The 15,316-nt window shown below is 71.0% G+C and carries 14 protein-coding genes; 12 read left to right on the forward strand and 2 right to left on the reverse strand.

Features of this window, described 5'->3' with window-relative positions:
* Positions 1-121: 121 nt before the first annotated feature.
* The 11 genes from RWM17_RS01170 (at position 122) to RWM17_RS01220 (ending at position 12,626) form a co-directional block, all read left to right on the forward strand.
* A complete protein-coding gene (locus RWM17_RS01170; RefSeq protein WP_314100712.1) occupies positions 122-1,567 on the forward strand; it encodes a sugar porter family MFS transporter in 1,446 nt (481 codons plus the stop codon).
* Positions 1,564-2,535 (forward strand): 5-dehydro-2-deoxygluconokinase, encoded by a 972-nt coding sequence (iolC, locus tag RWM17_RS01175; protein WP_314100713.1) that lies wholly within the window; start codon positions 1,564-1,566, stop codon positions 2,533-2,535. The genes RWM17_RS01170 and iolC overlap by 4 nt, the downstream gene beginning before the upstream one ends.
* Positions 2,528-3,457, forward strand: a complete 930-nt coding sequence (locus RWM17_RS01180; RefSeq protein ID WP_314100714.1) for a deoxyribose-phosphate aldolase — start codon at positions 2,528-2,530, stop codon at positions 3,455-3,457. Before iolC ends, RWM17_RS01180 begins: the two co-directional genes overlap by 8 nt.
* Before the next feature lie 35 nt (positions 3,458-3,492).
* Positions 3,493-5,034 (forward strand): CoA-acylating methylmalonate-semialdehyde dehydrogenase, encoded by a 1,542-nt coding sequence (locus tag RWM17_RS01185; protein WP_314100715.1) that lies wholly within the window; start codon positions 3,493-3,495, stop codon positions 5,032-5,034.
* A gap of 75 nt (positions 5,035-5,109) precedes the next feature.
* Positions 5,110-6,036 carry a 5-deoxy-glucuronate isomerase gene (iolB, locus tag RWM17_RS01190; RefSeq protein WP_314100716.1) on the forward strand — a complete coding sequence of 309 codons (927 nt, stop codon included), beginning with the start codon at positions 5,110-5,112 and terminating at the stop codon, positions 6,034-6,036.
* Positions 6,033-7,931, forward strand: a complete 1,899-nt coding sequence (iolD, locus tag RWM17_RS01195) for a 3D-(3,5/4)-trihydroxycyclohexane-1,2-dione acylhydrolase (decyclizing) (RefSeq protein WP_314100717.1) — start codon at positions 6,033-6,035, stop codon at positions 7,929-7,931. Before iolB ends, iolD begins: the two co-directional genes overlap by 4 nt.
* Before the next feature lie 46 nt (positions 7,932-7,977).
* On the forward strand, positions 7,978-8,946 hold the full coding sequence (locus RWM17_RS01200; protein ID WP_314100718.1) for a sugar phosphate isomerase/epimerase: 969 nt from the start codon (positions 7,978-7,980) through the stop codon (positions 8,944-8,946).
* Between the two features lie 28 nt (positions 8,947-8,974).
* A complete protein-coding gene (locus tag RWM17_RS01205; protein WP_314100719.1) occupies positions 8,975-10,036 on the forward strand; it encodes a Gfo/Idh/MocA family oxidoreductase in 1,062 nt (353 codons plus the stop codon).
* 6 nt (positions 10,037-10,042) lie between these two features.
* Positions 10,043-10,921 (forward strand): sugar phosphate isomerase/epimerase family protein, encoded by an 879-nt coding sequence (locus RWM17_RS01210; protein WP_314100725.1) that lies wholly within the window; start codon positions 10,043-10,045, stop codon positions 10,919-10,921.
* Positions 10,922-10,963: 42 nt separating this feature from the next.
* Positions 10,964-12,076 carry a transaldolase family protein gene (locus RWM17_RS01215; protein ID WP_314100720.1) on the forward strand — a complete coding sequence of 371 codons (1,113 nt, stop codon included), beginning with the start codon at positions 10,964-10,966 and terminating at the stop codon, positions 12,074-12,076.
* 130 nt (positions 12,077-12,206) lie between these two features.
* Positions 12,207-12,626 carry a tautomerase family protein gene (locus RWM17_RS01220; RefSeq protein ID WP_314100721.1) on the forward strand — a complete coding sequence of 140 codons (420 nt, stop codon included), beginning with the start codon at positions 12,207-12,209 and terminating at the stop codon, positions 12,624-12,626.
* A 21-nt stretch (positions 12,627-12,647) separates the two neighbouring features.
* Here the strand turns inward: RWM17_RS01220 and RWM17_RS01225 are convergent, their stop codons facing one another.
* Together RWM17_RS01225 and RWM17_RS01230 are read right to left on the reverse strand one after the other, a co-directional pair.
* Positions 12,648-13,403, reverse strand: a complete 756-nt coding sequence (locus RWM17_RS01225) for a GntR family transcriptional regulator (protein WP_314100722.1) — start codon at positions 13,401-13,403, stop codon at positions 12,648-12,650.
* A 117-nt stretch (positions 13,404-13,520) separates the two neighbouring features.
* Positions 13,521-14,492: a WYL domain-containing protein gene (locus RWM17_RS01230; protein WP_314100723.1), complete on the reverse strand. Its 972-nt coding sequence runs from the start codon at positions 14,490-14,492 to the stop codon at positions 13,521-13,523.
* A 109-nt stretch (positions 14,493-14,601) separates the two neighbouring features.
* Here RWM17_RS01230 and RWM17_RS01235 point away from each other — a divergent pair, with 109 nt between their 5' ends.
* Positions 14,602-15,027: a VOC family protein gene (locus RWM17_RS01235; RefSeq protein WP_314100724.1), complete on the forward strand. Its 426-nt coding sequence runs from the start codon at positions 14,602-14,604 to the stop codon at positions 15,025-15,027.
* Positions 15,028-15,316 lie beyond the last annotated feature (289 nt).

Genomic DNA, 15,316 nt, shown 5'->3' on the forward strand with positions numbered 1-15,316 from the left:
CGCGTCCACTATGAGTGATTGACAGGACATTACGGCATGGTTAGTCTCATTCTGTCGCTGGCACCAGGGCGATGCACCCGCACCGATGCGCGGCGCAGTCACCACAACCAATGGAGGAATCGTGGTCACCAACACGTCCGGGAGCAGCCCTCGCACGGCGCTCCCCGCCCTGGTCTCAGGGCCGCACACGAAGAGACTGGGCACGGTCGCGGTCATCGCCACCTTCGGCGGCCTCCTCTTCGGCTACGACACCGGCGTCATCAACGGTGCGCTCGACTCGATGGAGGAGAGCCTGGGGCTGACCCCTGCCAGTGAGGGCATCATGGTTTCGGCCATCCTCATCGGCGCCGCCGTGGGCGCGTTCTTCATCGGTCGCATCTCCGACGCCTTCGGTCGCAAGCCCACGATCAACACCCTCGCGATCCTCTTCTTCTTCGCCGCTCTGGCGTGCGTCCTCGCCCCTACGTGGGAGTTCCTGACGGGAGCGCGGTTCTTCCTCGGCATCGCCGTCGGCGGGGCCTCGGTCACCGTCCCGGTGTTCCTCGCCGAGCTGGCGCCGACCGAGCAGCGCGGCGGGCTCGTCAGCCGCAACGAGCTCATGATCGTCTCCGGTCAGCTGGCCGCGTTCACCATCAACGCCGTCATCGGCAGCATCTGGGGCGAGCACGACAACGTGTGGCGCTACATGCTGTCCATCGCGGTCCTGCCGGCCATCGCGTTGTTCATCGGCATGTTCCGGGTGCCCGAGAGCCCGCGTTGGCTGATCGCCAAGGGCCGCGACGACGACGCGCTCGCCGTGCTCAAGCAGATCCGTGCCGACGACAGGGCCGTCGCCGAGATGGCCGAGGTCCGCCTGCTCGCCGAGGAGGAGAAGGAGGCCAAGAGCGCCCGTCTCGCCGACCTCGTGGCCGAGCCCTGGCTCCGCAAGATCCTGTTCATCGGGATCGGGCTGGCCGTCGCCCAGCAGCTGACCGGCATCAACTCGATCATGTACTACGGCACCCAGGTGCTGCAGCAGTCCGGCTTCTCGCAGAGCGGTGCGCTGATCGCCAACGTCGGTGCCGGCGTCATCGCGGTCGTCGCCATGCTCGTCGCCCTGCGCGTGATCAACAAGGTCGGCCGACGCAACATGCTCATGTTCGGCTTCGCCGGCGTGACCGTCTTCCACCTGCTGATCGGCCTGTCGTCCCTGCTCATCCCCGAGGGCCTCGGCCGGGCGATCGTCGTGCTCGTGTTCGTCATCTGCTTCGTCGGCACCATGCAGGGCACCATCGGCCCGCTGGTCTGGCTGATGCTCTCCGAGATCTTCCCGCTGAAGCTGCGCGGCGTCGGGATGGGCCTGACCGTGCTCATCCTGTGGCTGACCAACTTCGCTGTGAGCCTGCTGTTCCCCATCCTCGTGGCGGGCATCGGCATCTCGACGACCTTCTTCATCTTCGCGGTGCTGAACGCCGCCTCCCTCGTCTTCGCCGCCACTCGCGTGCCCGAGACGAACGGACGCTCGCTCGAGCAGCTGGAGGAGGACTTCAGCACCGGAGCCATCTACGTCGTGAAGGACAAGAAGTGACGACCGACGAGACCACCACGACCCCGCTCGACGTCCTCACCATGGGGCGGATCGGCGTCGACATCTACCCGCAGCAGTCCGGGGTCCCGCTCGAGCAGGTCGAGACGTTCAGCAAGTCGGTGGGCGGCAGCGCGACGAACGTGGCCATCGCCGCCGCGCGGTACGGTCGCCGGGCAGCCGTCCTCACGCGGACCGGCAACGACCCGTTCGGCCGGTACGCCGTGCAGGAGCTCGAGAGGCTCGGCGTCTCGACCCGGCTGATCTCGACGGTGGAGGGCCTCCCCACGCCCGTCACGTTCTGCGAGATCTTCCCGCCCGACGACTTCCCGCTCTACTTCTACCGCCAGCCCAAGGCCCCCGACCTCATGATCAGCGCCGGCAAGCTCGACCTCGCGGCCATCGAGCAGGCAGGTGTCTTCTGGACCACCGTCACCGGCCTCAGCGAGGAGCCGAGCCGCCAGGCGCACCACGTGGCGTGGCAGACCCGGGCGCGTCGGCCGCTGACGATCCTCGACCTCGACTACCGGCCGATGTTCTGGAGCAGCCCCGAGGTCGCCCACCGCGAGGTCGAGCGAGCGCTCGAGCACGTCACGGTCGCCGTCGGCAACCGCGAGGAGTGCGAGGTCGCCGTCGGCGAGACCGACCCCGACCGGGCCGCCGACGCGCTGCTCGAGCGTGGCGTCGAGCTCGCCGTCGTGAAGCAGGGGCCGAAGGGCGTGCTGGCCAAGACCCGGGACGAGCGCGTCGAGGTGCCCGCGCACCTCGTCGAGGTCATCAACGGGCTCGGCTCGGGCGACGGCTTCGGCGGCGCCCTCTGCCACGGCCTGCTCGAGGGCTGGTCGCTCGACCGCACCCTCCGCTTCGCGAACGCGGCCGGCGGCATCGTCGCCACCCGCTTCGAGTGCTCCACCGCCATGCCGACGACCGCCGAGGTCGAGGCCGTCCTCGAGGAGGCGCACCGTGCCTGAGCAGACCACCGGCGTCGACGAGGCGGTCAGCGCCTCGCAGTTCGACCGCCTCCGCGAGATCCGGGCCACCGAGCCGGAGCGTCTCGGCGAGGTCCTCGCCTCCCGCACGCGTCGTCCCCCGCTCGAGGGCGACGGCAAGCTCTTCATCGTCGCCGCCGACCACCCGGCGCGTGGCGCCCTCGGCGTCCGGTCCGACACGACCGCGATGGCCGACCGCTACGACCTCCTCCGCCGCCTCGTCGTGGCTCTCGGTCGTCCCGGCGTCGACGGAGTCCTCGGCACGCCGGACATCGTCGAGGATCTCGCGCTGCTCGGCGCCCTCGACGGCAAGGTCGTCGTCGGCAGCATGAACCGGGGTGGCCTGCAGGGCGCCTCGTTCGAGCTCGACGACCGCTTCACCGCCTACTCGGCCGGGTCGATCGTCGCCTCGCGCCTCGACTTCGCCAAGCTGCTCGTGCGGATCGGCCTCGGCGACCCGGGCACCGCGGCGACCCTCGAGGCGACCGCGCGCGCCGTCACGGAGTCGGCGGCGCTGCGCCTGCCGATCATGCTCGAGCCCTTCATGAGCGAGTGGCGCGACGGTCGGGTCGTCAACGACCTCACCGCCGACGCCGTCATCAAGTCGGTCGCCGTCGCCTCCGGCCTCGGAGAATCGTCGGCCTACAGCTGGCTCAAGCTGCCCGTCGTCGACGAGATGGAGCGGGTGATGGCGTCGACCACGCTGCCGACCCTCCTGCTCGGGGGCGACCCGACCGGCCACCCCGACGAGACCTACGCCCGCTGGGGCGACGCTCTCGCCCTCCCCGGCGTCCGCGGCCTCGTCGTCGGCCGCACCCTGCTCTACCCCGCCGACGGCGACGTCGCCGCGGCGGTCGACGTGGCCGCCGGCCTCGTGCACCCCGCCGAGCCCGCCCGACGCTGACCGCGCCTCCTCTCGAGATCCGGAACGGAACCACCATGACCACCACCACCAGCACCACGCCCGCCGACGGCACCGTCGCCGCCGACGGCCGCCCCCTCGTCGCGCACTGGATCGACAACGCCGAGGTGCCCGGCACGAGCGGCCGCACCGCCCCCGTGTACGACCCGGCCCTCGGCGTCGTCACGAAGGACGTCTCGCTCGCCGACCAGTCGGAGATCGACGCCGCCGTCGCCTCCGCCGCTCGCGCTTTCCCTGCCTGGCGCGACCTCTCCGTCACGAAGCGGCAGCAGATCATGTTCCGCTTCCGCGAGCTGCTGAACGAGCGCAAGGGCGAGCTCGCCGAGATCCTCACGTCCGAGCACGGCAAGGTGCTCAGCGACGCCCTCGGCGAGATCACCCGCGGCCTCGAGGTCGTCGAGCTCGCGACCGGGTTCCCGCACCTGATCAAGGGCGAGTTCTCGCAGCAGGTCTCGACCGGGGTCGACGTCTACTCGACGAAGGCGCCGCTCGGCGTCGTCGGGATCATCAGCCCGTTCAACTTCCCCGCCATGGTGCCGATGTGGTTCTTCCCCATCGCGATCGCCGTCGGCAACACCGTCGTCCTCAAGCCCAGCGAGAAGGACCCGTCCAGCGCGATGTTCCTCGCTCGCCTCTTCGCCGAGGCGGGCTTGCCCGAGGGTGTCTTCAACGTCCTCCACGGCGACAAGGAGGCGGTCGACGGTCTGCTCACCCACCCCGAGGTCAAGAGCATCTCGTTCGTCGGCTCGACCCCGATCGCGCAGTACATCTACGAGACCGCCGCCAAGCACGGCAAGCGCGTCCAGGCGCTCGGCGGCGCGAAGAACCACATGCTCGTGCTGCCCGACGCCGACCTCGACCTCGTCGCCGACAGCGCGATCAACGCCGGCTTCGGGTCGGCCGGCGAGCGCTGCATGGCGATCAGCGTCGTCGTCGCGGTCGAGCCCGTGGCCGACGAGCTGATCGAGAAGATCACCGCCCGCATGTCGGGCCTCACCGTGGGCGACGGGCGCCGCAGCTGCGACATGGGCCCGCTCGTCACCGAGCAGCACCGTGACAAGGTCGCCAGCTACATCGACATCGCCCTCGAGGACGGCGCCGACGTCGTCGTCGACGGCCGCGGAGTCGAGGTCGACGGCGAGGCCGACGGCTTCTGGCTCGGCCCCACCCTGATCGACAAGGTGCCGCTGACCAGCCGCGTCTACACGGAGGAGATCTTCGGGCCCGTCCTCTCGGTCGTGAGGGTCGCCTCCTACGAGGAAGGCGTCGCACTGATCAACGCCGGCGCGTACGGCAACGGCACCGCGATCTTCACCAACGACGGAGGCGCGGCGCGGCGCTTCCAGGCCGAGATCGAGGTCGGGATGATCGGCATCAACGTGCCCATCCCCGTGCCCGTCGCCTACTACTCGTTCGGCGGCTTCAAGGACAGCATCTTCGGCTCGGACAAGGCCTACGGGATGCAGGGCTTCGAGTTCTTCACCCGCGAGAAGGCGATCACGTCGCGTTGGCTCGACCCGAGCCACGGCGGCGTCGACCTGGGGTTCCCCCAGAACTGACCGACCTGCAGGATTCTCCCCAGGCTGCTCGCTCGCGACCCCACGGTCGCGGCACTCGATGATGAGGTGGACGACATGAACGACGAGACGCGCTGGTTCTTCCCGCGAGGGGACCTGGCACGAGGTGGCTGGCAGACCGTCGTCGACGGCGAGGTCGACGGCTGGCAGTACACCGGCCTCCGCGTCGGAGAGCTGGCAGGCGGCGCCGAGCTCCGCCTCCCGGCACGACAGGTCGAGCGCATGGTCGTGCCGCTCTCGGGCGACGTCGTCGTCGAGTGGAGCGACGGCCGCGGCGGCTCGGGAACGGTCGAGCTCGCAGGGCGCCGATCGGTCTTCGACGGCCCCGCCGACGTCGTGTACCTGGGCATCCACACGGAGGCGCGGGTCACCGGGTCGGGTCGCGTCGCGGTCGCCGAGGCGCCCGCCGACCAGGTGCTCGACGTGCAGGTGCTGCGCGCGGCCGACATCCCGGTCGAGATCCGGGGGGCAGGTCGCTCCACCCGACAGGTGCACAACTTCGGCACGCCGGCCGGGCTGCACGCCCAGAAGCTGATCGTCTGCGAGGTGGTGACCCCGGCCGAGAACTGGTCGTCGTACCCGCCGCACAAGCACGACGAGTCGGTGCCGGGGGTCGAGTCCCGGCTCGAGGAGATCTACTACTTCGAGTCCGACGTCAGCCGTGGTCTCGAGGCCCCCGGGCAGGCCGACCCGTTCGGCATGTTCGCCACCTACGGCTCACCTGCCGGGCAGATCCAGGTGGACCAGCTCGTCCGCACCGGCGACGTCGCCCTCGTTCCCTTCGGCTACCACGGGCCCGCCGTCGCCGCCCCCGGGTACGACCTCTACTACCTGAACGTCATGGCAGGCCCCGACCCTGAACGAGCGTGGCTCATCACCGACGACCCGGCCCACGGCTGGGTGCGCACCCAGTGGGAATCGCAGGACCCTGACCCCCGCTTGCCCTACCTCCCCACCGCAGCACCGAAAGGACCGCGTCGATGACGACGAAGCGACTCACCGTCGGCCAGGCCCTGGTCGAGTTCCTCGCCAACCAGTGGACCGTCGACGGCGACGTGCGTGAGCGCACGATCCCCGGGATGTTCGGCATCTTCGGCCACGGCAACGTCGCCGGCGTCGGCCAGGCCCTGAAGCAGTACCACGTCGACCGCCCCGGCCTGATGCCCTACCTGCAGGCTCGGAACGAACAGGCCATGGTCCACGAGGCCGTCGGCTACGCCCGCATGCACCGGAGGCGCGCCACCTACGCGAGCACCGCCTCCGTCGGTCCGGGGGCCGCCAACATGCTCACCGCCGCCGCCCTGGCGACGACCAACCGCCTCCCCGCGCTGCTGCTGCCGAGCGACACCTTCGCGACGCGGGTCAGCGACCCGGTGCTGCAGCAGATCGAGATGCCGCACGACACCTCGCTGCAGGTGACCGACGCGTTCCGGCCGTTGTCGCGCTTCTTCGACCGGGTCGACAGGCCCGAGCAGCTGTTCTCGATCGCCCTCGCCGCCCTGCGGGTGCTGACCGATCCTGCCGAGACCGGTGCCGTCACGATCGCCCTCCCCGAGGACGTCCAGGCCGAGTGGCTCGACGTGCCCGAGGAGTTCCTGCAGCCGAGGGAGTGGCACATCCGCCGTCCGGTCCCCGAGCGCGGGCCCCTCGAACGAGCAGCGGCCGCGATCCGGTCCGCGAAGCGCCCGGTCATCGTCGCCGGCGGGGGAGTGCTCTACTCCGGCGCCGAGCAGCAGCTCGACGCCCTCGCCCGTGCGACCGGCATCCCCGTCGGGACCACGCAGGCCGGCGGCGGGTCGCTCGCCTGGGACCACCCCCAGTACCTCGGCGGCATCGGAGCCACGGGCACGACCGCCGCGAACCGCATCGCCGCCGAGGCGGACGTCGTCATCGGCATCGGGACCCGGTACAGCGACTTCACCACCGCGTCCCGCACCGCCTTCCAGGACGCGGACGTGCAGTTCGTGAACGTCAACATCGCCTCGTTCGACGCCTACAAGCACGGCTCGCAGCTGCCCGTGGTGGCCGATGCCCGCGAAGCGATCGACGCCCTCGGCGCAGCGCTGGCAGAGCACGCGGTCCCCGCCGAGCACTCGACGCGCGTCGCCGCCGAGAAGGCGGCGTGGGACGACCTGGTCGACGAGGCGTTCCTGCCGTCCGGGCTCGCACTGCCCGGTCAGCCGGAGATCATCGGCGCCGTCCAGGCCGCCAGCGACCCCACCGACGTCGTCGTCCAGGCAGCCGGGTCGCTCCCCGGCGACCTGCACAAGCTCTGGCGCGTCCGCGACCCGCTCGGCTACCACGTCGAGTACGCGTTCTCGTGCATGGGGTACGAGATCGCGGGCGGCCTCGGCGTCAAGCGGGGCGCACCCGACCGCGACGTCATCGTCATGATCGGCGACGGCTCGTACCTCATGCTCCACACCGAGCTCGTCACCGCCGTGGCCGAGGGCATCAAGATCATCGTCGTGCTCATCCAGAACCACGGCTACGCCTCGATCGGGCACCTGTCCGAGACGGTCGGCGCCGACCGCTTCGGCACCCTGTACCGCAAGCTCGACCCCGACGCCCTCGACTTCCAGGGCACGGAGGTCCTCCCGGTCGACCTGGCGATGAACGCCCGCAGCTACGGGGTCGACGTCATCGAGGTCGAGCCGTCGGAGAACTCCGTCGCCGACCTGAGCGCGGCGATGGCGGCGGCGAAGGCATCGTCGACGACCACCCTCATCCACATCAACAGCGACCCGCTCGTCTACGCCCCCGACGGCGAGGGCTGGTGGGACGTCCCCGTCGCCCAGGTCTCCACCCTCGCGGCGACCGAGGAGGCGCTCGCCGAGTATCGCGAGCACCGCTCGGCCCAGCGCCCGCTCCTGGGCTGACCCCTCAGCTCGATCTCACGACTCACTCTCGAAAGGCATCGCCGCCATGACCGACACCGTCACCGATCCCGACGCCACACCCGTCGAGACCTCCTCCGCGCCGAACGACCGCGGGCTGCGCATCGGCACCGCACCCGACTCGTGGGGGGTGTGGTTCCCCGAGCACCCCAGCCAGATCCCGTGGCCGCGGTTCCTCGACGAGGTGCAGCAGGCCGGCTACCGGTGGATCGAGCTCGGCCCGTACGGCTACCTCCCCACCGACCCCCACCAGCTCGAGGACGAACTCGGCAAGCGCGACCTGCTGCTCTCGGCCGGGACCGTCTTCACCGGCTTCCACAAGGGCGACGACCAGTGGCAGCGCGCCTGGGACCAGGCGCTCGCCGTCGCGGGGCTCGCCTCGGCGCTCGGCGCCGAGCACCTCGTCGTCATCCCCGACCTCTGGCGCAGCGACGCCACCACCGAGGTCCTCGAGGCCCGCACCCTCAGCGACGACCAGTGGGCGAAGCTCGGCGCGGGGCACGACAAGCTCGGCAAGGCCCTGCTCGAGGAGTTCGGGGTGAAGCAGCAGTTCCACACCCACGCCGACAGCCACGTCGGGACCTACCAGGAGACCGAGCGGTTCCTGGCCGAGACCGACGCCCGCTACACGAACCTCTGCCTCGACACCGGCCACTTCGCCTACTACGGCGGCGACAACGTCCGACTCATCGAGGCCCACCCCGACCGGATCGGCTACCTGCACCTCAAGCAGGTCGACTCCGACCTCCGATTCACCGTCCTGAAGAACGACGTGCCCTTCGGCGACGCCGTCGCGATGGGAGTGATGGTCGAGCCCCCGAAGGGCGTGCCCGAGCTGGCGCCCGTGCTCGAGGCCGTGAGCCGGATCGACCCCGACATCTTCGCCATCGTCGAGCAGGACATGTTCCCGGTGGAGTCGATCGACCTGCCCCTCGGCATCGCCACCCGCACCCGCGAGCACATCTTCAGCTGCTCGCCCCGCGCCCGCCTCGTCTGACGACACCGCACCGGAAAGAGAACCGACCATGACCCCCACCTCCCAGGACCTCCGCGTCGCCGTCGTCGGCGCCGGCATGATGGGCGCCGACCACGTCGCCCGGATCACCTCGACCATCAGCGGCGCGAGGGTCGTGGCCGTCGTCGACCCCGACACGGCACGAGCGACCGCCGCCGCGGCGACCGCGCCGGGCGCCGTCACGGCCGCCGACTTCGAGGAAGCCCTCGCCACGACGGAGATCGACGCGGTCATCATCGCCACGCCCGGGTTCCTGCACGAGGCCGTGCTGATGCCCGCCCTCGAGCGCGGACTGGCGATCCTCTGCGAGAAGCCCCTCACGACCGACGAAGCGGCGTCCCTGCGCGTCCTCGAGGCGGAGCAGAAGCTCGACCGGCCCCACATCCAGGTCGGGTTCATGCGCCGCTTCGACCAGGGCTACCAGGACCTCCGCGCCCTCGTCGCGTCCGGTGACAACGGAGCCCTGCTCGCCCTGCACTGCGCCCACCGCAACGCGACGACCCCGCCGAGCTACTCGGAGGAGATGCTGATCCTCGACTCCGTCATCCACGAGATCGACGCCGTCCCCTTCATCGCGGGCGAGCCGATCGTGGCCGTCGAGGTGAAGAAGCCCCGCCGCAACTCGCTGGCGCCCGACGGGCTCCGCGACCCGCAGTTCGTCCTCCTGGAGACTGCGTCGGGCACTCTGGCCGTCGTCGAGATCAACGTCAACATCCAGTTCGGCTACCAGGTCACGACCGACGCTGTCTTCGAGAGCGGCGTCGCGTCGATCGGTCGCGAAACGGGCCTGCAGCTGACGAGCGCCGGCCGCGCGGGCGTGGCCGTCCCGCCGAGCTTCAAGGAGCGCTTCGGCGCCGCCTACGACACGCAGGTGCAGCGCTGGGTCGACGCGGCACACCGGGGCACCATCGACGGGCCGAGCGCCTGGGACGGCTACCTCGCCAGCGTGGTCGCGACCGCAGGCGTGGAGGCGCAGAAGAGCGGTCGCCGTGTCGAGGTCGACTACGCGATGGCCAAGCCGGCCTTCTACGACCTGGACGCCCGCGCCGACGCCGTCCCGTCGGAGGCGTGACCGATGGTGAAGATCGCCCTCGATCCGACGCCGCTGCACCACAGCCACTCCCTGCTCGAGATCCCGGCGAAGGTCCGCGAGCTCGGCTACGACCACCTGCAGCTGACCCCCCACGCCGACTTCATCCCCTTCTTCCGGCACCCGAAGGCGGACGACGACCTGGTCGACGCCTTCGCGGCCGCCTGCCGCGACGCGGACGTGCAGATCGCGTCGGTGCTGCCCGTGCTCCGCTGGTCGGGACCGGACGAGGAGTCGCGGCGAGCGGCGGTCAAGCAGTGGAAGCGCGTGATCGAGATCACCGCGCGACTCGGGGTCGGCGTCGTCAACACCGAGTTCAGCGGACGCCCCGAGCTGCAGGAGGAATCGGAGCGACAGTTCTACTGGTCTATGGAGGAGCTGCTCCCGATCATCGAGCGCGAGGGCATCCAGGTGTTCATCGACCCGCACCCCGACGACTTCGTCGAGGACGGCCTCGAGGCGCTCCGCGTGATCCGCGGGCTGAACTCCTCGAACGTCGGGCTCGCCTACGTGGCCTGCCACACCTTCCACTACGGCGGCAACACGGCCGAGATCATGGCGGCCGCAGGTCAGTCACTCGGGCTCGTCCACATCGCCGACACCTTCGACCACCGCCGGTCGCACGGCCTGCGGTACATCACCAACCCGCCCGGCAACGCCGCCCGCGTCCACCAGCACCTCAAGATCGGCGACGGCGACGTCGACTGGGACGACTTCTTCGGCGGCCTCGGTCAGCTCGGCTTCTTCGACCGCGACGACACCGTGGCCGTCTCGAGCGTCTTCGCCGAGGACGAGGACGTCGATGCCGTCAGCCGTTACCAGCGCGAGCAGATCCTGTCGCGGATCGCTTCCGCGCCTCGTCACTGAGCGTCGTCGCCCCGTGACGACCGACCCCTCCGGAGAACGACCATGACAACTCTCACCGACACGACCCCCACCCCGACCCCGGCCGACGAGCGGCCGACGCTGCTCCGCGCCGTGCAGGACACCCCCACCAGTCTCTGGAACGACTCGGCCGACCTCACCGAGCTCGCCGCCTCCATCGAGTTCGGGGCCGTGGGCGCGACCTGCAACCCGGTCATCGCCTACACGGTGATCAAGAACGACCTCGACACCTGGGCTCCCCGCCTCCGCGAGATCGCCGACGCGAACCCCATCGCCGGCGAGTCCGAGATCGGGTGGCTCGCCGTCGAGCAGCTCAGCATCGAGGCCGCAGCCCTGCTCGAGGCGGAGTTCGAGGCCTCGGGCGGCCGCAACGGACGTCTGTCGATGCAGACCGACCCGCGCCTGCACCGAGACGCCGCGGCGCTGGTCGAGCAGGCCGTTCACTTCTCGTCCTTGGCGAAGAACATCATCGTCAAGATCCCCGCCACCAAGACCGGCATCGAGGCGATGGAGGAGGCGACGTACCGGGGTGTGAGCATCAACGCGACGGTCTCGTTCACCGTCGCCCAGGCCGTCGCCGTCGGTGCCGCCATCGAGCGCGGACTCGACCGTCGCACCGCGGAGGGCATCGAGAACCACGAGTTCGGCTCGGTCGTCACCCTCATGGGCGGGCGGCTCGACGACTGGCTGAAGGCGGTCGTCAAGCGCGACCACGTCATGATCGACCCCGGTCACCTCGAGTGGGCGGGCGTCGCGGCCCTCAAGAAAGCGCACCACGAGTTCGTGGCCCGTGGCTATCGCTCACGAGTCCTCTCGGCCGCGTTCCGGAACCACCTGCAGTGGTCCGAGCTCGTCGGGGGAGACCTCGTGGTGTCGCCTCCGTTCTCATGGCAGGTCGACATCAACGCCGCTGCGCTCCCCGTCGAGAACCGCATCGACGTCCCCGTCGACCCCCGCATCCTCGAGTCGTTGGCCGAGAAGATCCCCGAGGAGTGGCACCGGGCCTACGACGTCGACGGCATGACCCTCGACGAGTTCGAGCGCTTCGGCGCGACCGTCAGGACCCTCCGCCAGTTCCTGGACGCGGACGCGCAGCTCGACGCCCTCGTCCGCGACGTGATCGTGCCCGCGATCTGATCTGCGGCTGAAGGGCGCAGGAGGCGCGGAGTCCGTTCTCGGGCTCCGCGCCTCCTCATGTCGGGCCTGGCGTCTCGGCCGTGATCTTGTTAGTATGTCCTTACATTTGACCGACAGTGAGGACCCCGCCATGCCCCTCGTCCGCATCGACCTGATGACCGGCCGCACGCCCGAGCAGATCACCGCGATCGCCGACGCGATCCACGAGGCGATCGTCGAGGTGTACGGCATCCCGGTCCGAGACCGTTTCCAGGTCGTCAACGAGCTGCCCGCAGGGCGCATCGTCGCCGAGGACGCGGGGCTCGGCTTCGAGCGCACCGGCGGCGTCGTGATGATCCAGATCTTCACCCAGCGCGGCCGCAGCGACGAGACGAAGCAGGCCCTCTACGCGCGCATCGCCAGCGGGCTCGAGGGGGCGGGCGTGGCCGGCGAGGACGTCTTCATCGGCTACGTCGAGAACGGGCCGCAGGACTGGTCGTTCGGCTTCGGCGTCGCCCAGTACATGAACGGCGAGCTGAAGGTCCCTGCCGCGGCCCCCGACCTCGGCTGACGCTCCACCTGGCCCGGGGCGCTACTTGTCGACGAGGGTGATCGAGAACGAGTAGAGGTCGGGCCGGTAGCAGTGGTGCCCGACCTCGACGGCTCGGCCCGAGGCGTCGTAAGCGGTGCGCGTCATCGTGAGGACGGCGCCCCTAGGTTCGATCTCCAGCAGCTGCGCCTCGTCCCCGTGGGCGGCCCGGGCGCCGATGTTCTGCTTCGCGACCCGCATCGTCACGCCGTGGGAGCGGAGGAGCTGATACAGCCCCCGGGCCGCGAGATCGGCATCGGAGAACGGGGCGAGGTCGAGCGGCAGGTAGTTCTCGAGGATCGCGACGGGCACGTCGTCGGCCAGGCGCAGCCGGCGGACGTGGCTCACCTGAGCGCCCACCTCGACGCCCAGCGCGGTCGCCGTCTTCTCGTCCGCGGGGGTGATGTCGTGCGTGAGGAGGCGTGTGGTCGGTGCCTGACCGCTCAGGGCGAGGTCCTCGAACAAGCTCGACAGCTCGACGTTCCGCGTGACGGGCCCGTGGACGACCTGCGTGCCGATGCCCCGTCGACGGACGACGAGGCCCTTGTCGACGAGCTCCTGGATCGCACGGCGGATGGTCGGGCGGGACAGGCCTAGCCGTTCGCCGAGCCCGACCTCGTTCTCGAGCCGCGCGCCGGCGGGCAGCCGACCACTCAGGATGGAGGCCTCGAGGCGAGTGGAGATCTGGTACCAGAGAGGCACCGGGCCGCCTCTGTCCAGGTCAGCGAAGAGGTCGTCGGGAAGAGTCGTGTCTGTCATCTGCTGCACCGCCCCAGGTCATGTCGTGACAACCCTACGGGTCGATCTCGGCTGCGCGGGCGGGCTGGCCGGGCGGGCCGATCTCGGGAGCCTGGCCGCGCCTCGACGTGCCGACGTTCACGGCCGCCGACCCGGGCCTCGCGAGTCGCGCAGCCGCCCCGCCAGCTCCTGCCCTGCCTCGACGAGCGCCGGTGGCCCCTCGAGCGTCAGGTCCGCGTCGAACCCGGCGAAGCGGGCCGCGAGGGCGCCCCACGACCACGAGCCCGTCGTGAGCCGCGCGCGGCCGTCGTCCCCCTGCTCGACGAGGGCGTCGGCATCGACGTAGGGCGCGACGTCGCTCGCCGGGAGGTCGAGCAGTGCCGTGCCGACGCAGGGCCAGGAGGCGTCGGTCGACCCCCGGAACCGCGCCGCGACGAAGGCGACCGGGTCGTCCCCGGGCACGGGGCGCCGACTGAACGACCGGCGCGTGGCCGCCCGCGGGTGCATCCGGTCGATTCGGTAGGTGCGCCAGTCGGCTGCGGCGGGCGCCCACGCCAGGAGGTACCAGCGGCCGTTGCTCGTGACGACCGCGTGCGGCTCGACCGAGAGCGGCGGGCCGACCTCGGTCTCTCCCCAGACGGGCACGTAGTCGAACCGGAGCACCTCGCGGGCGCTGGTCGCCTCGATCACCGCGACCAGCACCTCCGGGTCGACGACCACCGCCGAGGGCGTGCTGAGGACCTCGATCGAGTCCATCCGGTGCCGCAGCCGAGACGGCATCACCTGCCGCACGGTGGCCAGTGCACGGGCGGCCGCCTCGCCGATGGCGGTGCCGGAGGCGGGCGCCACGGCGAGGGCGAGCGCGACGGCCACGGCCTGGTCGTCGTCGAAGAGCAGGGGCGGCAGCTCGCTGCCCGCCGACAGGCGGTAGCCGCCGGCCGGCCCTCGCAGGGTCGTCACCGTGTAGCCCAGCTCGCGCAGGCGCTCGACATCACGGCGGACGGTCCGGGGGCTCACGCCGAGTCGCTCGGCCAGGAACGTCGCCGAGCTGTCCCGTCGCACCTGCAGCAGCGAGAGGAGCGTGAGGATCCGCGAGGAGGGGCTGGTCACGTTCTGATCGTCGCACCAGATGCGGTCACGATCTGACCGGATCGGGGAGGAGAGTCGCTCTCGACGCGGGCCTCACCACCGAGGACTGCGCGACGACGAGGAGACATTCATGACCATCTCGACCACCCCGCACCTCAACTTCGACGGAGACGCCCGCCAGGCCCTCGACTTCTGGGCCGCCGCGCTCGGCACCGAGGCGACCGCCATGACCTACGGACAGATGGGCGCCTCCGACGACCCGGCGTGGGCGGACCGGATCGTCTGGGGGCAGGTCGAGACCGCGAGCGGGGTCCGCGTCATGGCGTTCGACGTCTGGCCGCACCAGGAGTACGACCAGGGGGCGAACTCCTGCTACGTCTACCTCAGCGGCGACGACGCCACCGAGATCACGGCGGTGTGGGAGGGGCTCGTCGTCGGGGCCGAGATCCGGCAGCCGCTGGGCGCCTCCGCGTGGTCGCCGTTGGCGGGGCAGCTCCGCGACCGGTTCGGCGTCGTGTGGGCGCTCGACGTCCGGGCTCCGCAGCCGGGGGCGTGACGGGCGGCGGGCAGGCCCGGCACCCCTCGGTCGTGCGCCCCGTAGCCCGGCACCTCGAAGCCCGGCACCGCACTGTCTGACACCGCGAAGTGGGGGGTGGCACCCCCCGGTTGGGGGGGGGTCGGCCACCCACGGGGGTGCGGCGCGGGGCGGGGGGCGCCCGGCCCGCGGGGGCCGCGCGGCGGGGGGGCGCGCGCGGGGGGGGGCGCCCGCCCCCCCCCCCCCCCCCGGGGGGGGGGGGCCCCCCCCCCCCCCCCTCCTGCGCTCTCGAGGGCCTGCGCCCCTGACG

The organism is uncultured Frigoribacterium sp. (assembly GCF_963515265.1).
Classification (GTDB): Bacteria; Actinomycetota; Actinomycetes; order Actinomycetales; family Microbacteriaceae; genus Frigoribacterium.